This is a genomic window from Erwinia sorbitola, assembly GCF_009738185.1.
In the GTDB taxonomy this organism is placed as follows: domain Bacteria; phylum Pseudomonadota; class Gammaproteobacteria; order Enterobacterales; family Enterobacteriaceae; genus Erwinia; species Erwinia sorbitola.
In genome coordinates this window covers 458826-475972 of sequence record NZ_CP046509.1, presented here as the reverse complement: position 1 = coordinate 475972, position 17147 = coordinate 458826, and the positions used below count along the sequence as shown (strand labels likewise).

15 protein-coding genes are annotated in these 17147 nt (G+C 53.1%); 4 read left to right on the top strand and 11 right to left on the bottom strand.

What is annotated here, in order from left to right; genetic code table 11:
* The first annotated feature begins 377 nt into the window (after positions 1-377).
* The 3 genes from yhcN (GN242_RS02175) to yhcN (GN242_RS02165) all read left to right on the top strand — a co-directional run bounded on the left by yhcN (GN242_RS02175) (position 378) and on the right by yhcN (GN242_RS02165) (position 1395).
* Positions 378-641, top strand: coding sequence for a peroxide/acid stress response protein YhcN (yhcN, locus tag GN242_RS02175; protein ID WP_154753166.1), 264 nt, complete (start codon positions 378-380; stop codon positions 639-641).
* Between the two features lie 126 nt (positions 642-767).
* Positions 768-1037 carry a peroxide/acid stress response protein YhcN gene (gene yhcN, locus GN242_RS02170; RefSeq protein ID WP_154753167.1) on the top strand — a complete coding sequence of 90 codons (270 nt, stop codon included), beginning with the start codon at positions 768-770 and terminating at the stop codon, positions 1035-1037.
* Positions 1038-1131: 94 nt separating this feature from the next.
* The gene (gene yhcN / locus GN242_RS02165; RefSeq protein WP_154753168.1) at positions 1132-1395 is read left to right on the top strand and encodes a peroxide/acid stress response protein YhcN; all 264 of its coding nucleotides are present in this window, start codon (positions 1132-1134) and stop codon (positions 1393-1395) included.
* Positions 1396-1480: 85 nt separating this feature from the next.
* On the opposite strand, the gene GN242_RS02160 is transcribed toward yhcN (GN242_RS02165), so the two are convergent.
* From GN242_RS02160 to aaeX, 4 genes are all read right to left on the bottom strand, one after another.
* Positions 1481-1750 carry a barstar family protein gene (locus GN242_RS02160; RefSeq protein ID WP_154753169.1) on the bottom strand — a complete coding sequence of 90 codons (270 nt, stop codon included), beginning with the start codon at positions 1748-1750 and terminating at the stop codon, positions 1481-1483.
* A gap of 417 nt (positions 1751-2167) precedes the next feature.
* Positions 2168-4126, bottom strand: a complete 1959-nt coding sequence (gene aaeB, locus GN242_RS02155) for a p-hydroxybenzoic acid efflux pump subunit AaeB (protein WP_154753170.1) — start codon at positions 4124-4126, stop codon at positions 2168-2170.
* A gap of 13 nt (positions 4127-4139) precedes the next feature.
* Complete coding sequence (gene aaeA, locus GN242_RS02150) at positions 4140-5072, bottom strand: p-hydroxybenzoic acid efflux pump subunit AaeA (RefSeq protein WP_156286843.1); 933 nt, start codon at positions 5070-5072, stop codon at positions 4140-4142.
* Positions 5073-5079: 7 nt separating this feature from the next.
* Positions 5080-5283: a p-hydroxybenzoic acid efflux pump operon protein AaeX gene (gene aaeX / locus GN242_RS02145; RefSeq protein ID WP_154753172.1), complete on the bottom strand. Its 204-nt coding sequence runs from the start codon at positions 5281-5283 to the stop codon at positions 5080-5082.
* 276 nt (positions 5284-5559) lie between these two features.
* On the opposite strand from aaeX, the gene aaeR reads away from it, so the two are divergent.
* Positions 5560-6474, top strand: a complete 915-nt coding sequence (aaeR, locus tag GN242_RS02140) for an HTH-type transcriptional activator AaeR (RefSeq protein WP_156286842.1) — start codon at positions 5560-5562, stop codon at positions 6472-6474.
* A gap of 266 nt (positions 6475-6740) precedes the next feature.
* On the opposite strand, the gene tldD is transcribed toward aaeR, so the two are convergent.
* From tldD to mreB, 7 genes are all read right to left on the bottom strand, one after another.
* On the bottom strand, positions 6741-8186 hold the full coding sequence (gene tldD / locus GN242_RS02135) for a metalloprotease TldD (protein WP_156286841.1): 1446 nt from the start codon (positions 8184-8186) through the stop codon (positions 6741-6743).
* A gap of 152 nt (positions 8187-8338) precedes the next feature.
* Positions 8339-12142 carry an AsmA2 domain-containing protein YhdP gene (gene yhdP / locus GN242_RS02130; protein ID WP_156286840.1) on the bottom strand — a complete coding sequence of 1268 codons (3804 nt, stop codon included), beginning with the start codon at positions 12140-12142 and terminating at the stop codon, positions 8339-8341.
* Between the two features lie 166 nt (positions 12143-12308).
* The gene (gene rng, locus GN242_RS02125; protein ID WP_154753175.1) at positions 12309-13778 is read right to left on the bottom strand and encodes a ribonuclease G; all 1470 of its coding nucleotides are present in this window, start codon (positions 13776-13778) and stop codon (positions 12309-12311) included.
* Entirely contained in the window at positions 13768-14361 is a 594-nt protein-coding gene (locus GN242_RS02120; protein ID WP_154753176.1) for a Maf family protein, read from the bottom strand. Before GN242_RS02120 ends, rng begins: the two co-directional genes overlap by 11 nt.
* 9 nt (positions 14362-14370) lie before the next feature.
* Positions 14371-14859: a rod shape-determining protein MreD gene (gene mreD / locus GN242_RS02115; protein ID WP_133844163.1), complete on the bottom strand. Its 489-nt coding sequence runs from the start codon at positions 14857-14859 to the stop codon at positions 14371-14373.
* The gene (mreC, locus tag GN242_RS02110; protein WP_154753177.1) at positions 14856-15893 is read right to left on the bottom strand and encodes a rod shape-determining protein MreC; all 1038 of its coding nucleotides are present in this window, start codon (positions 15891-15893) and stop codon (positions 14856-14858) included. The genes mreD and mreC overlap by 4 nt, the downstream gene beginning before the upstream one ends.
* Positions 15894-15962: 69 nt before the next feature.
* Entirely contained in the window at positions 15963-17006 is a 1044-nt protein-coding gene (mreB, locus tag GN242_RS02105; protein WP_126485560.1) for a rod shape-determining protein MreB, read from the bottom strand.
* Between the last annotated feature and the right edge of the window lie 141 nt (positions 17007-17147).

Below are 17147 nucleotides of genomic sequence, written 5' to 3'. Positions count from 1 at the left end.
CAGGGCCGAACGCTATCGGCCCTTTTTTTTATTCTTCTGGTAAAAGAACTCACCTCAGTATATTCCACTACCTTTTAGCCTGTAAGCGCGCGCCTATCGCCATTAAGATTTCTTTCAACAATGTGATCGACCACTAATAAGCGCACAAATCGCTAATTTCACACAGCATGATGTTTTTACAAGCATTTAACAGGTAAAGGTTAAAACATAAGCGCTTTTTATAACGGTTGGTTATTAAAAATCTGAAAAACCCCGAAAACCTTCGATGAAAAATTATTAGCATGCTATTAATATTTTACGTTATTAGATCTATACTTGTTTTCGTGATGCAAATCACAGTAACTAAAAAGATAAAAACAGTTGACGAGGAAAATATCATGAACGTTAAAACTACTATTGCTGCATTAAGCGTGTTATCTGCGCTGTCATTTGGCTCTTTTGCCGCTGAATCCATTAATAGCGATCAGGCGAAGGATCTGCAATCTATCGGCGTGATCAGCGTCAGTGGCATTACCGGTTCGCCTATGGATATCCATCAGGCACTGAATAATAAAGCAACCGAGAAAGGTGCCAGTGCTTACCGCGTTATCGAAGATTATGAGAACGGTAACTGGCACGCGACAGCCGAGCTGTACAAATAAGTCAGCATTTAACATCTACGTTAATTTATTAGTTAATTAATTAATGAAATCCGGTAACCCCAAGTATAACAAACGCTTTTTAAGCCCTTTCGGTTACCGTGCAACCCTATTTCTGGAGTCATCATCATGAAAACCACATTTACTATCGCTGCATTAACACTTGCCTCTGCTCTCTCTTTCGGTGCCAGCGCTGCTAACCTGGTCACTAATCAGCAAGTCGCCAGCCAGAACCTGCAGTCTGTCGGGACTGTGAGCGTCAGCGGCATCGACGGTACGCCAACGGATATCCGTCAGGCGCTGTCAGATAAGGCCGATCAGCAGGGCGCTACCTCTTACCGCGTAATTGAAGCGCGTAATGACGGTAACTACCACGCAACTGCTGAACTGTATAAATAAAATAGCGCACCGGGTGCTAATGCGCCCCCCAGTGACATGACTGCGGTCATGATGTTCCATCCGCAGGTTGTTTGTCACAATGAGGAGATTAAATATGAAAATTACAACAACCATCGCTGCATTGAGCCTGTTCTCTGCTATCAGCTTCGGCGCATCTGCTGCGCAGCTGGTGAATAGCCAACAGGCTGAGAATTTGCAATCTGCGGGGACAATTACGTTGAGTGGCGTGGCGGGTACACCGTCGGATATCCGTCAGCAGTTATCGCAAAAAGCTGACCGTGAAGGTGCCAGTGCTTATCGTATTATCGAAGCACGCAATCAGGATAGCTGGCACGCAACCGCCGAGATCTACAAGTAATTCCTCGTCGATGGCCTGCCCATGCCGGGCAGGATAGACGAACCTTTTGGCCCCGTTCGCCGGGGCCCTTTTTATTGTTATCCGCTTACCGGACATTAAAGCGGAGTTGCCCCTCCAGCTCCTCTTCGGCCTCATCAAACAGCAAAATTAGCGCACCATAGCGTCGCTTCTGACCACTTCCCAGATTGATAAACTCTATTTCCAGCGGCAGCGGTACCCGTGGCAGCGTGATGGCATCCCAAAGGCTGTCCAGATCGTTTATCGCACTGACCTCAAGCGCAAACCGTTCACTGAACTGACGGTAGAAATGCGCCTGATCGACAATCACATTAAAATCAAAACTCTCTTTTCTCATGCTGGCTGCTCCGCAGGACAAACAACCGGACGTCGGGCTACAGCCCGCCAATGTGCACGGCTTTCACTTCCATAAAATCTTTCAGTCCCGGCGACGAACTCATGCCCCGGTTCTGGCTCCCCGACACCGTCAAACGGTGCCTGCCCGGTTGAGACCATGCGCTCACTCCCCAACCATGCCACTTCCCGGCGCGACGGAATGGACCGTCTGCTGCCGGTGAACGTTACTCAGAAAAACGACCGCAAACAGTTCATTTTCCTGAAGCGTTGCGAGGGCCATCACTTTCTCCTGATCGTTTTGTCATTTGCCTGGGAATAAGTATAGATGGCAAACGGCAGTCGTTTACTGAAGCTGTGTTGTCAGGGAAGGAAAACTGGCCGGGAAAAACGCTGACGGCGGGCGCTGTCAGCGGCAGGATCATATTTTGATCAGGCTATTCTGATATTTCTTCAGCACCGCAGCGAGTCGTGCAACCGGCTCAGTCACCCCGAGTGGCGCTTCATACTGCTGTAGCTTTTGCTGGTAAATCTCGAACTCTCCCAGCAGGCGTTCAAAATAATAGCGTTTTTTATCTTCGCTGCTGGCAGAAATAACCCGGTCAGCGGTATGACGCATCTGTTTGTGGAAAGCAGAGAGATCGGGATTCACCGGTACATCCGCATCGCGCATGCGCTGGTGCCCGATAATCAGCGTCAGCGCCAGCCGGTATCTATCGATATCGCCAGGGAAGATATTCATCAACATAAACAGCTGCTGATAGAGCGCAGGCAGGTGGTTCTCTTTCCGGCGCGCAGCATTGGTGGTGAGCGCAGAGACTGCCGCATACATCAGGCGGTTCAGCAACGTCTGCCCGACGCGGGCTTTCGACGTATCACGGATCAGCAGCATCACCAGCAGTGCAACCACCGGCCCAATCGCCTGGCCGAGTGCGCTATCAAGAAACGCACTTACGCCAAACGTCATCGGGTTATCCAGCGTCAGGATATTGAGCGTCCCCACCAGCAGCCCCAGCGTACCAATCTGACGGCGCTGAATGAAAATGCCGCAAATAAAGGCGAACAGACCCAATGCGATACAGAGCAGCAGCATACTTTGCTGCGTGTTCGGCATCACAAACATGTAATACAGCGCCCCCACAGGGAAAGCGGTAATCATGCCGTAAACAAAGTCTTTAGCCACCATCTGGGGATTGGGCGTACGCATGGCCAGTGAGGTAATCACGCCAAGCATCACCACTGCACCGCTGGCTGACGTCCAGCCAGTCCACAGCCAGAACAGTGAACCAACGGCAATGGCAACAAAAGTACGCAGGCCGTTAACCAGTGCATGGCGGGTTTCAGCGGAGCGCATTTTAACCACAGGTTCGGTATTCAGTATCTCTTCTTCTATGCGGCTGATGCTGCTGTTGGTGTGTACTCCTTTTAACAGCAGCAGATAGCGGCTGGCCGCCCCCACCCAGGTACGGATAGTTATCGGCGTATTCTTGCTGCCGCTGACGGTAATCACCCGGCGCATAACTTTCATCCGGTTATGAACATCGGCAATACTGTTAACCGGTTTTTCGAAGAACAGATGGAACTGCGAGGGAACATATTCCTGGCGAGTATGCTGGATCAGGAAGGTTTCACAGGCCTGGGTAATCAGCGTGAGCGACAGGGTATTCATCACCCGCAGACGGCGCTCCACTTTCTGCCAGCGGCCTGACTCCATCAGCAAATTGCTGCGCATCCCGTTGAGCGCGGTGGTGCGGCGCACCAGACCCGCCCAGCATTTATCCACTTCCTCTTTATCTGCATTTGCCACACAGAGCTGCATCAACCGGTACTGTTCCACCAGCAGTGCATCAATTTCACGATCGATATCCTGTTTAATTGAACGCGGTGAAAACAGCATGTCGGCCAGAATGGCACAGACAATGCCGATAATGATTTCACTGCAACGCTCAATAGCAAAGCGGGGAGCCAGCTGCAATGAACCACTGGCATCAACGGTAATCACAATGATCAGTGCTGTATAGCCCGCCAGGCCCAGCGCGTAGGAGTTCTCCACTTTCATCAGTGAAGAGATCCACACGCAAACCCCGGCCCAGATACAGCACAGTAGCAACATCACCACCGGTGCACGAATGGTGGCAACCATAATGGTTACGGCGGCAATACAGCCAATAAATGTGCCGATAATACGCAACATGCCGCGATGGCGAAGCGCGCCAGAGAACGGATCGCCACCCGCCGCAAAAGCCGTACCCCCGGCGACAATAGCAGCGGTCATCACTGCCCAGCGCGGGGTTTCCAGGTTAAATTCAAACCCGACAAACAGCGCCAGCAGAATGGCAAAAGTCAGTTTGATGGGGAAACGCAGACGATACCACTGCATAATTTATCCCGCCTCAGCCAAACTCACGCAGGCGATGCAACAGCTTCATAAACGGTGACATATCCTGATGCTGGCGGTCATGTTCCCCCGTCACCACAACTGTCGCGGTAGTGCCTGATGGATAAAGGTTACCCGGCTGCTTATCGAGATGAATGCGCACCGGCACTCGCTGCGCCAGGCGCACCCACTCCAGATTCGAGTCAATGGTCGCCATCCCTTTACTGTCGTCGGTGCTGCTGCTGTTGGTCACCCCTGCCGCCACGCTGTTCACGGAGCCGTACAAAACATGGTTGCTGCCAAGCGGGGTGATCTCCACACGATAACCGGGACGAACCCCCTCAAGCTTGGTCTCTTCCATGTAGGCCAGCACATAGAATGAATTCTGCTTTACCAACGCTACTGAGGTTGAACCACGGGTGATAAACTCACCGGTATAGACATTGAGGTTGGTTATCCAGCCTGCTGAAGGCGCTCTGACCACCGTACGCGCCAGATCCAGCTTTGACAGATCGCGAGTAGCGATAGCTTTTGCCAGCTGATGCTCGGTGGTCTGATAATCATTATTTGCCTGGTCGATAGCTTCACGCGACATCGCGGAAATGCCCAGCTTGTTACGACGCACCGCTTCACGGCGTTTTTCATTCAGTATTGCCTGGTAGTAAGCAACATCTGCTTCTGCCCCTTCCAGGGCTCTTTGATAACGTGGCTGGTCAATGACAAACAGCACCTGATCTTTCTGTACCAGCTGGTTGTCATGCACACGCACATCGGTAATCAGACCGCTGACATCGGGCGCAATCGCCACCACATCGGCGGTAAATTTGGCGTCACGCGTCCACGGGGATTCGGTATAGAACACCCAGATGCGGAAAATCAGGACAATCGCGATGATCACCAGCAGCAAAGTGATGGCGAAACGAGCAATCTTTCTTGTTAGAGCTTTCACTATGACCTCAGACGAAAAACCGGGATACCAGATAAAACAGGCAGCAGTAAAGTGCAGTATTAAACAGTGCCGGATGCCAGACCAGATCGTACAGACCAGTCGGCATGATTAAACGGCGCACCAGCCAGAACACCATCAGCGACACAATAATTTCAAAAAATATGGGTGGGAATGACATCCCGAACACCACAACAACCGGAAGTACACTCATCTCTTATCCTTGTTGATACGGTACCAGGAAGCTCGCCGCCGCTCTCCTTTCTCCTCCTGGTTTCAGGGGAGCGTGTTTATACAGAGGATGATCAGGTGACAAGAGAACAGTCAGACACCAATCAGAACCGGAGCTAATTGAATAATAGTCTATTCAGGAGCAGCATTTGTATTACGCGGGATGACAGAGCGGTAACCTGGCAGTGCTATAGTAACGCGCCTGACTATAAGTTATCTACCAAATGTGATCTAAATCACTTTTAAGCCAGGGTTAATAATGGAAAGACTTAAGGGTATGAGCGTTTTCGCCAAAGTGGTGGAACTCGGTTCGTTTACGGCAGCAGCGGCGCAGATGCAGTTAAGCGTCTCGGCGGTGAGTCAGATCGTCGCCAGGCTGGAAAATGAACTACAGGTAAAGCTGCTGAACCGCAGCACACGCAGCCTTGGACTGACCGAAGCAGGTAAAATTTATTTCCAGGGCTGCCGCCGCATGATGTCTGAAGCGCAGCAGGTACATGAACAGCTATGGGCGTTTAATAATACGCCGATTGGTACACTGCGTATTGGCAGCTCTTCAACCATGTCACAGAACCTGCTGGCACCCATGGCGGAAGAGATGTTGAAGGAGTATCCGGGGCTGACGGTAAACCTGGTGACGGGCATTCCGGCACCGGATCTGATCGCTGACGGACTGGATCTAGTGGTTCGCGTAGGAGCGTTGCAGGATTCCAGCCTGTTTTCAACGCGGCTGGGTTCTATGCCGATGGTAGTGTGTGCAGCCAAAAGTTATCTCACCGAGAATGGTACGCCAGAAAAGCCTTCAGATATCAGTAACTTTTCATGGCTGGAATACAGCGTACGTGTGGATAATGATTTTGAGCTGACCTCACCAGAAGGCACCTCAATTCGCCTCTCGCCTCAGGGACGTTTTGCCACTAATGACTCGCAGACGCTGATCCGCTGGCTGAAATCAGGTACCGGTATCGCCTACGTGCCGCTGATGTGGATTATTGATGAGATTAATGCAGGGAAGGTGGAGATCCTGTTCGCACATTATCAGTCGGTGCCGCGCCCGGTGTATGCGGTGTACACCCAGAAAGATAAGCTGCCGCTGAAGGTGCAGGTGTGTATTAACTATCTGATCGCTTATTTCGATAAAGTGGCAGAGATTTACCAGGAGTTCCGCAAGTAAGCGCACAATTTCCCGTATGGGCGAGGTTCACCTCGCCCAGGTGCAGATGCTATTTTTCGTAGGGGCGAGGTACGCCTCGACCAGGTGCAGGTGCTATTTTTCGTAGGGGCGAGGCACGCCTCGCCCAGGTGCAGGTGCTATGTCTCGTAGGGGCGAGGCACGCCTCGCCCAGGTACAGATGCTATTTTTCGTAGGGGCGAGGCACGCCTCGCCTAGGTGCAGGTGCTATTTTGCGTAGGGGCGAGGCACGCCTCGCCCAGAATCACTCAGGCAGTACCGCCGACGGTCAATTTATCCAGCTTCAGCGTTGGCTGACCAACGCCAACCGGCAGGCTCTGGCCCTCTTTACCACATACGCCAACACCTTTATCCAGCGCCAGGTCATTACCCACCATCGAAATTTGCTGCATAGCTTCAATGCCAGAACCAATCAGCGTGGCCCCTTTTACCGGCTTCGTCACCTTACCGTTCTCAATCAAATAAGCTTCTGAGGTAGAGAAGACAAATTTACCGGAGGTAATATCCACCTGGCCGCCGCCGAAGTTTGGCGCATACAGGCCATACTCCACGCTTTCGATAATATCCTGTGGGGTGGATTTCCCCGCCAGCATATAGGTGTTAGTCATACGCGGCATCGGTAAATGTGCATAAGACTCACGGCGGCCATTACCAGTAGGCGCTACGCCCATCAGGCGCGCATTGAGCTTATCCTGCATATAACCTTTCAGAATACCTTTTTCAATCAGCACGTTATACTGACCCGGCACACCTTCATCATCGACAGCCAGCGATCCGCGCAAACCTTCAATGGTGCCGTCATCCACTACGGTGCAGAGTTCTGAAGCCACCAGTTGCCCCATCTGACCGCTAAACACTGACGTGCCACGACGGTTGAAATCACCTTCCAGCCCATGACCAACCGCTTCATGCAACAATACCCCCGGCCAGCCTGCGCCAAGCACTACCGGAATACTGCCTGCGGGTGCAGCCACGGCATTCAGGTTGACCAGCGCCATGCGTACAGCTTCACGCGCCCAGGCTTCTGCACGTACTTCACCGGCTTCGTTGGCCAGGAAGAACTCATAGCCAAAACGCCCGCCGCCTCCGCTGGCACCGCGCTCGCGTTTGCCATTCTCTTCTACCTGTACGCTGACAGAGAGACGCACCAGTGGACGCACATCGGCAGCCAGCGTGCCATCGGTAGCAGCCACCAGTACCAGCTCATAAACGCCGCTCAGGCTGGCGGAAACTTCCTGCACACGCTTATCGGCAGCGCGCGCGGCACTGTCTACGCGATGCAGCAGAGCAATTTTTTCTTCACGAGTCAGGCTTTGCAGCGGGTCAAGAGCCGGATAAAGTGCGCGGTTCATTACTGCACCAAGGGTACGTGACTGACCGTTACCCTGCTCACGTACGATACTGCGTGCCGCCGTTGCACTCTGATTCAGCGCATTCAGCGTGATCTGATCGGCATAGGCGAAGCCTGTTTTCTCGCCGCTGACCGCACGTACGCCGACACCCTGATCGATATTGTAGGAGCCGTCTTTAATGATGCGATCTTCCAGCACCCATGACTCATGATAGCTGGATTGGAAATAGAGATCGGCATAGTCCAGCTTACGTTCTGAAAGCTGGCTGAGAATGGAAAAAAGATCGCTTTGACTAATGTTGTTAGCAGTTAGTAACTGCTCACTTACCAGATTCAGACTCATGAATTCTCGCTCTGTATGGATGAGCCAGTGAATGCTGGCTTTCAAATAAACCCAGGGAGCTTACATCTATAAATGCCTGGGTGAATGCACGCAGCGAACACAGCTGCAACTTCAAGTATGAAGGGTGAGGCAATATGAAGGCTACGTCAAACTCACTTCTCAGTGATTTCTCGCGGTTTACGTAGCACCTCATCGATTTGTGGTTTATCTATCGGCCCGCTGATGTGGTAACGCAACACGGAAATCTTGCTCCACAACGGCCCCAGCACCTTACTGGCGGCGAATACCGCCGCACCAATCACCGGGTTCACTGCGAAGGCGGTAGCCACTCCAACGGTTGTGGATATTTCCGGGGCCACCACCGCTTCCATATCAATCTGACGTTTAACCAGATCCACCTTACCTTTCATAGCAATATCCGCTTCCAGACCGTCCACCAGCAGATTATCGGTATGCATTACGCCGTTTTCAATCCAGGCCGTGCCGTTAATGGAATCGAAGTAGAATCCCTGGCTAAAGGTGTCACTGAAGTCGAGGCGAAGTTTACGCAGCAGTGAGTCGATGCTGACCAGACGCAGCAGCTGCCCGGCGCGTCCGGTTGAAACATCAGCGATTTGCCCGGCTCCCAGATGGGATTTCAGCACTCCACTCAGAGTCTGCTCCGAGGGCTGCCAGGGCGCGGACTGCCAGTGCAGATCATATTCAAGTTTAAACGGTGAATCCTGCAACGGTGAGCTGATACCAAACCAGTTGGTGGCATCATCAATCTTCTTACCACTCAGCACACCTTTTAATGAGGTTCGCTGCTGGCCTGGCTGATTCTGCCACTCACCGTTCACCGTCAGCCGGGCATTTCCACTGTCGATTAGCCCATTTTCCAACTTCAGCGTATCACCGGATGGCGTCACATCTGCTTTTATACGACCAAATTTTTGCCCGCGCAGCCAGCACTCATCACAGTTCAGACTCAGCGCAGGCCAGCGGCTGAAGTTTATCGTACTGGCATCACCGGATACTGGCGAACTGGCGCCTTTACTGTCCCACTGCGGGTTGTAATAGAGGTATTTCAGATTAGCCAGCCATGGCCCGTCCGGCTTCGTCACCAGGGTACCGTTGATATCCTTGCCTTGAGCATTGATGGTCATCTCCCCTGCAACGCTCTGGCTGAGGGTCGCAGTGAGATCCTGCCAATGCTGGCCCGCCAGCGTCAGTAACGGCGTATGCAAACGAATATCTCCCGGAAGCATTGAACTGCTCCCCTTGCCGCCTTTACCGCCAGTGCCGGTTCCCGCCCCCAGCAGGCCGAGCCAGGCTTCTCCATCCAGCGCAGGAAGATTTAACACCATTCCACTCGCGTCCGGGAGGGCTGGCATGTGTTTCGTATTACTTTCCCAGATCCCTCGTTCGACTTTTAGCTGTTTACCCAGCAGCCAGCGGCTGTTAAAGCGATGGCTGTCGCCAACGGAACCACTCAAATCAAAGCTGTTAAGGTTTCCTTTAGCGGTTACCTTGACGGGAAGTGCCCTGCCGCCATCTTTATCGAGAGGCGACGGTAAGTGACTGCTCACATTTTTTAAGTCAGCGTCGATATTGACCTGGTAATTGGTTCCACCTTTGTGCGGCAGGGTCACCAGTACATTGCCCTGCCAAGGCAGATGGCCGCCAAGTTTTTTGCGCACGGACTCAGGCACCTGCTTTATCGTGCCCGGCTGCCAGTCCGCCTTAAGATCCACGCCAATCTGATACTCTTTCTCGCCATCCTGGGTATTAAAACTCACGCCAATGGGCTGTCCAAACCAGCGGGCAGTCATCGCATCGCTTTTCAGGTCGCCGTTATCATAGGTAAAGTGGCCGGTCAGCTGCTCAAAACGAGTATCCAGCGGTTTAATCAGCAACGAGTTATTGGCAAGGTTCACATCGCCCGTGGCGCGTACCTGGTTGCCATCAAGAGGAATATCAAGATGTAAGCGACCGCTAACATTGCCGCCAATTTGCAGCTCATCCAGCGTCGTGCCCAGTGCGCTCTTAAGCGGTGACTGGTTAAAATAATCGCGAATCTGCTTACCATCGCCGTTTATCTCACCATCGATAATCAGCTTTTCCTGCAAATAGTCGGGAATAACCGCCGAAATATTGTGCCCGCTCACTTCACCCAATTTAATGTCCGGCGCTCTCATCCACAAACCGTTGTTGGCAAAATCGAGGTCAATATCCAGGTTTTCCAGCGCTGGCCAGCCCGGTTCAAATTCGTAAGTCGCCTTGCGCAGCGGGACAGCAACTTCAAACATACCGTCATTGTTTTTAAACGGGAACTGCTGTGGGTCACCCGCAAAGATCAGCGTTGCATCCCGTACCTGCCCACCTTTAATCGCACCGCTCAGGTAGCTCACCAGTGATTTACCCATGAGTGGCTCAGGGAAGTAGCGCCAGGCATCACCCGCATTACTCAGATTGATACCGGCAAGGATATCCAGGCGAGGCGGCTGGTCTTTCTGTTGCTGGTAGCGAAAGTCTCCCCTCGCCCATAGCGAACGCGCCTGCACATCAACCTGCTGACCGGAGAGTGACAGTCCCTGCTTGTCGTATTGCCAGTTAATCGCGCCGCTGGCCTGGGCTATCTCCAGCGGGGCTTTGAACATCTCACTATAGGGCAGCGTTGCCTGCCGGATATCAAACGTCAGCCTGCCGTCAGCCACGCCACCGGCCAGCGTACCGTCGAAATGCTCCATTCCCGGCAGCAGCTCCCACGGCTGCCAGCTCAGATTTTTCCACTGCGCCTGAAAACGAGTTCGTTCCGGCTGCTGCAACGGCACATCCAGCGCCAGCGCCCTGAGCTGGCCGCGTGGTTGCAGGGCACGCCAGTTTTCCAGCAGCTGTGGCGATAATTTAGCAAACAGAGGAATCAGCGGCTCAAGGCGCTCAAGGTCAAGATCGGTAGCCCGTACCCGCAGTTCCTGCTGATGGTCAGGGCCGGGTAGCTGGCTGTTTTCTGGCTGCCAAAGTAATGAAAACTGACCGTGTGGCCAGGGCTGGCCATCAGTGATAAAGCGTGTTTGCGGGATATTTACACTCCAGCCCCCGTTAAAGCGGCTGATATGTGCTGTCAGATCATCGACGCTGAGGTGATGGGGCTGTTTATCTCCGTGCCAGCTGGCCCCCCCCTGCTTCAGCCAGATATCCCCATCATGAACCTCACCGTTTTCAACGCTCATCCAGGCGGCAAGGCTGAAACGGGCGCTTTCCAGGCTGGTGTTGTCATGTATCCACTGCCCCAGCCAGGGTTTCATATCGACATCGTCAGCCTGCATCCACACGCGTCCGGTGCTGAGGTAGCCATTGCTGTCCCTGAGATCCAGACGCAGCTGCACCACACCGTGCTGCCCGGTGAAGCTCGAGAGGCTGACCAGCCCTTCAGCACGATGGCGCGTTTCCTCGTTCAGCCAGGTCAGCTGCGGCATAGCCAGCGTTGCCCGCTGTCCTGACAGGGTAACAAAGCTGATATGGCTATCACGCAGATCGAAATGGTCAAACTGACGCAGGAAGAGATCGCTTAAGCGCTCAGTCTGAAAGTCAGACTTGTTGTTATCGGTGTTTAACGGGGTATTGGTGACAAGATTGAGCTGCCAGAAGGTGAGATCGCGAAACTGCCAGCGCAGATGCAGCATCGATTGCCAGATATCCAGGGCCAGCGTCACACGCTGAATTTTTAACTCTCCGCCATCGGAAAAACCACTCTGTATATCTTTGATTTCCAGCCGGGGGCCAAAATTCTCCCAACTGCCTTCAATCGAACTGGCATCAATCCTGACGCCTGCGACGGAAGAGACATAGTCAAGGATTGGCGCACGCCAGCTGTTCATATGCGGCATCAGCAGGCGTAAGCCACTCACTAATAGCGCAATAACCACCACTAATGTTGCGCCAGTAAGTAGCAAAATCCTCGGCAGTTGCCTCACACACCTCTCCTTGTCTTCCGCAGAAGCGGATAGCCAGTCACTACAATCTATTGATGCCCGATCTCTCGCGAGGGAAACCTGACAAGGCGGTTTTAACCATAACGTCCAGTTTACCCCCAGACCTTGCCACTTTTTAGCGCAAAACTGGGGGTGTCCGGCGCTGAAATTACATCATCACCACATCAAACTGCTCCTGAGTATAGAGCGGTTCGATCTGAACTTTCACCTGCTTGCCTACAAAGATTTCTACTTCCGCCAGCACGTGAGACTCATCGCTTTTCAGCGCTTCGCCAACCGATGGGGAGGCGTAAACCAGGAAACGATCGGAGTCGTAAGCATGATGTACGCGCACAATTTCACGCATGATTTCATAGCAAACCGTCTCCACGGTTTTCTGCGTACCGCGCCCTTTACATGACGGGCAGTCCTGGCACAGCACATGCTCAATACTTTCACGCGTACGCTTACGCGTCATCTCCACCAGCCCCAGCTGCGAGAAGCCGTTCACACCAGTTTTAACCCGATCTTTGCTCAGGGCCTGGTCGAGAGAGTGCAGCACTCGCCTGCGGTGCTCGTCATTATTCATATCGATAAAATCGATGATGATAATGCCACCGAGGTTACGCAACCGAAGCTGACGGGCAATCGCCTGGGTCGCTTCAATATTAGTATTAAAGATGGTTTCTTCGAGGTTTCGATGACCAACAAAAGCACCGGTATTAATATCAATGGTGGTCATGGCTTCCGTCTGATCGATGATCAGATAGCCGCCGGACTTCAGCTCGACTTTACGATCGAGTGAACGCTGAATCTCGTTTTCCACATCGAACAGATCGAAAATAGGCTGCTTTCCAGTGTACAGCTCCAGCTTCGCCGTCATCTCCGGAATATATTCGCTGGTAAACTCCACCAGGTGCTCAAACGTCTGACGGGAGTCAATACGAATGCGGTCAAGGGCAGCACCGGCAAAATCACGCAGGATACGTTGCGACAGCGCCACTTCACCGTAAAGGCGGCAGCGCGTCTGATTACGTTTTTTACGTTCAATGACTTTGGTCCACAGACGCTTAAGAAAAGCGGCATCAGACGCCAGTTCATCTTCCCCCACACCTTCTGCGGCAGTGCGAATAATATATCCGCCTAATTCATCGCAATGGCTGGCAACCACCGATTTAAGGCGATCGCGCTCGGCTTCGCTTTCAATGCGCTGCGAAACGCCTACGTGCGAAGCGCCAGGCATAAAGACCAGATAGCGCGAAGGCAGTGTGATATCCGTGGTCAGGCGAGCACCTTTGGTGCCGAGGGGATCTTTCACCACCTGCACCATCAGATCCTGCCCCTGGCGAACCAGTTCGGAGATATCACGCACGATAAAGTTTTTCTTCTCGTCACCTGCCACACACTCAGTGTGCGGCATGATGTCTGATGCGTGTAAGAAAGCTGCTTTTTCCAGACCAATATCTACAAAAGCGGCCTGCATTCCCGGTAATACCCGGCTGACACGGCCTTTGTAGATATTGCCAACAATACCGCGGCGAGCTTCACGCTCAATATGAATTTCCTGCAAAATGCCACCGTCAATGTAGGCAACGCGGGTTTCCGACGGCGTAATATTTACCAGCAGTTCAGCTGTCATCTTGACCTCTCACTTCACGCAGCGACTGGAAATGGCTGAACAGCTCCGCCGTTTCCACCAGAGGCAGTCCGACTACCGCGTGATAGCTTCCGTTAATTTTTCTGACAAAGTTGCCACCCAGCCCCTGAATTCCATAGGCACCTGCCTTATCCATCGGCTCGCCGCTGGCAACGTATCCAGCAATATCTTCAGGTGTTAGCGTACGAAACGTCACTTCAGTGACCACCAGACATTCAAGCGTCTGGTGACGATCCGCCAGTGCTACCGCCGTCATCACTTCATGAGTCTGGCCGGAAAGCATAGCAAGCATAGCGGATGCCGCCGCCGCATCAGCCGGTTTTTCCAGCACATTGTTATTTAGCACTACGATGGTATCCGCGCCAAGCACCGGAAGGTCGGTTGCGGCCACGGCAACACCCGCCTGCGCTTTATCACGCGCCAGGCGGCGGACATACTGCTCTGCTGTTTCACCCGGGTGGCGCTGCTCTTCGACCTCGTTAGAGAGGCGTTCAAAGGAGAGTCCAAGCTGCGTCAGCAGTTCACGACGGCGGGGGGAACCAGAAGCCAGATACAGGGATACCATAATTGTCCTTTATTGTACGGCAAACTGGCGGCGGATTTTTCTCATCAGTAAGAACAACCAGGGCCAGAGAATACCGTCGACGACGCTACTCCAGAAAATTTCCGGACGGAAGGAGACGTTAATCACCAGGAACTCAGACCAGAATACGATCACATCCATCGCCAGCGACAGCACCATTACCATCAGTGCCTGCTGCCACAACGCCAGATTACGGAACAGCTGGAATTTGAAGGCGACCAGATAGGCAACAATACTGAATGCCAGTGCACGAACGCCGAGCGTCGAACCAGAGATAAGATCCATTATAGATCCCATCACAAAGCCGGTGCCTACGTTTACCCTGTGCGGCAGCGCCAGCACCCAGTAGATCAGAATCAGCAACAGCCATGATGGCCGATAGACAAACAGCTCTTCGGGCCAGGGCATGATTTGCAGCACCAGAGCCACCAGGAAGGAGAGCCAGATAACCCAACGCCCGTGGCTACGGTAGCTACTCAAGGCTGACCCCCACGCGTCGACGGCGCATTACGGACAGGCGCTGAGGCAGGTGCGGCAGCAGCCGGAATAGCAGCAGGCGCAGCGCTTGCCGATGGGGGAGCCGGTGGCCCGACCATTTCACTCGCCTGTGGCAGCACCTGCGGCATCATCTGCATCAAGCGTTCATTCGCCACGCGGTGAACTTCATCCGGTGCCATTGGCATTGTGCCGTTACGATCGGCCCCCCACAGCAGCAGCAGATAGCGCAAACGCTGTAGCCCGGCAGTTGGACGCGCCTGAATCACGGTATAGGCACGCTGGGTATCCACTTTCACCGAAGAGACGACGCCAACCGGATAACCTTCCGGGAAGCGTCCACCCAGGCCAGAGGTCACCAGCACATCGCCCACGCGAATATCAGTATTGCCTGGCAGATGTTCAAGCTGTAAGTCTTCGGTACAGCCGTTACCGGCAGCAATCACCCGAATATCATTACGCAGAACCTGAATTGGCAGGGCGTGCGAGGCATCGCAAATCAGCAGAACGCGACTGGTGATTTTACCCACCGCCACCACCTGGCCAACCACGCCTTTATCACTGATTACCGGCTGACCTTCGTAAACGCCATTAATGCTGCCTTTGTCGATCACCACCTGGTCGGTGTAAGGATCGGTACCGGTGGAGATCACCTGCGTCACCATTTTATGCTCGTCCTGACGCAGCGGTGAGCCAAGCAGTTCACGTAAGCGGGCGTTTTCCTGCTTAAACTGACCCAGCATCAGCAGTTCGCTGTTCTTCAGCATCAGTTCGCGATGTAAGGCTTTGTTTTCCAGCTCAAGCTGCTGGCGGGAGGCCAATGTTTCAGAAACATTGTCCAAAATTTGACGCGGCCCGTTGGCCAGGAAATAGAATGGACTGACGGCAGTGTCCATATAGGTGCGGATCTGGGAGAAAGCTCCCATACGACTGTCGGCAACAATTACGCCTATTGCCACAATAACCGCTAAAAATAAGCGTAACTGCAGGGAAGGCCCCCTGCTGAACATCGGCTTCATAAACTCGGCGTTTTCCTCGACAACATGAAAAAGGAGTGCGGGCAGCGCCCCGCCACTCCTTCAGGCAAATTATTCTTCGCTGAACAAATCGCCGCCGTGCATGTCAATCATTTCCAACGCTTTACCACCACCGCGCGCAACGCAGGTCAGCGGATCTTCTGCAACGACTACCGGAATGCCGGTCTCTTCCATAAGCAGGCGGTCAAGGTTACGCAACAGCGCACCACCACCCGTCAGTACCATGCCACGTTCGGAGATGTCAGATGCCAGCTCTGGCGGACACTGTTCCAGTGCAACCATAACGGCGCTTACGATACCGGTTAACGGCTCCTGCAATGCTTCCAGGATTTCGTTCGAGTTCAGAGTGAAACCACGCGGAACACCTTCAGCCAGGTTACGACCGCGCACTTCAATTTCCAGCACTTCGTCGCCCGGATAGGCAGAACCGATTTCGTGCTTAATACGCTCTGCGGTGGCTTCACCAATCAGAGAGCCGTAGTTACGGCGCACATAATTAATGATAGCTTCGTCGAAACGGTCACCACCGATACGTACAGAAGAAGAGTAAACCACGCCGTTCAGCGAGATCACTGCCACCTCGGTAGTACCACCACCGATATCCACAACCATCGAACCGGTCGCTTCAGACACAGGCAGGCCTGCACCGATAGCCGCAGCCATAGGCTCTTCAATCAGGAAAACTTCACGCGCACCGGCACCCTGAGCGGATTCACGGATAGCACGGCGTTCAACCTGAGTTGCCCCCACCGGCACACAGACCAGTACACGCGGACTCGGGCGCATAAAGCTGTTGCTGTGAACCTGCTTGATAAAGTGCTGCAACATTTTCTCAGTCACAAAGAAATCGGCGATAACGCCATCTTTCATTGGGCGAATAGCTGCGATATTGCCGGGTGTACGACCCAGCATCTGTTTTGCGTCATGACCGACTGCCGCTACGCTTTTTGGGGAACCGGCACGATCCTGACGGATAGCAACGACGGAAGGCTCATTAAGTACGATGCCCTGCCCTTTCACGTAAATCAGGGTATTGGCTGTACCCAGGTCGATGGACAAGTCGTTGGAAAACATGCCACGGAATTTTTTAAACATACTAAAGGATAATCCTGCAAGCTGGGGGCGGAAGTTAAAATCCGCTTACTTTACCAACCACACGAAGCAGCGACAAGGCGCAAAAACGTTCTGCTTCGGTGAAAAATCATGCTATCTCTCGCTGAGGTCACAACCTTACGA

Bases quoted from the DNA above. Each gene is read 5' to 3' on its own strand.
- yhcN (WP_154753166.1), top strand. From the start codon at position 378: ATGAACGTTAAAACTACTATTGCTGCATTAAGCGTGTTATCTGCGCTG.
- yhcN (WP_154753167.1), top strand. From the start codon at position 768: ATGAAAACCACATTTACTATCGCTGCATTAACACTTGCCTCTGCTCTC.
- yhcN (WP_154753168.1), top strand. From the start codon at position 1,132: ATGAAAATTACAACAACCATCGCTGCATTGAGCCTGTTCTCTGCTATC.
- GN242_RS02160 (WP_154753169.1), bottom strand. From the start codon at position 1,750: ATGAGAAAAGAGAGTTTTGATTTTAATGTGATTGTCGATCAGGCGCAT.
- aaeB (WP_154753170.1), bottom strand. From the start codon at position 4,126: ATGCAGTGGTATCGTCTGCGTTTCCCCATCAAACTGACTTTTGCCATT.
- aaeX (WP_154753172.1), bottom strand. From the start codon at position 5,283: ATGAGTGTACTTCCGGTTGTTGTGGTGTTCGGGATGTCATTCCCACCC.
- aaeR (WP_156286842.1), top strand. From the start codon at position 5,560: ATGGAAAGACTTAAGGGTATGAGCGTTTTCGCCAAAGTGGTGGAACTC.
- tldD (WP_156286841.1), bottom strand. From the start codon at position 8,186: ATGAGTCTGAATCTGGTAAGTGAGCAGTTACTAACTGCTAACAACATT.
- rng (WP_154753175.1), bottom strand. From the start codon at position 13,778: ATGACAGCTGAACTGCTGGTAAATATTACGCCGTCGGAAACCCGCGTT.
- GN242_RS02120 (WP_154753176.1), bottom strand. From the start codon at position 14,361: ATGGTATCCCTGTATCTGGCTTCTGGTTCCCCCCGCCGTCGTGAACTG.
- mreC (WP_154753177.1), bottom strand. From the start codon at position 15,893: ATGAAGCCGATGTTCAGCAGGGGGCCTTCCCTGCAGTTACGCTTATTT.
- mreB (WP_126485560.1), bottom strand. From the start codon at position 17,006: ATGTTTAAAAAATTCCGTGGCATGTTTTCCAACGACTTGTCCATCGAC.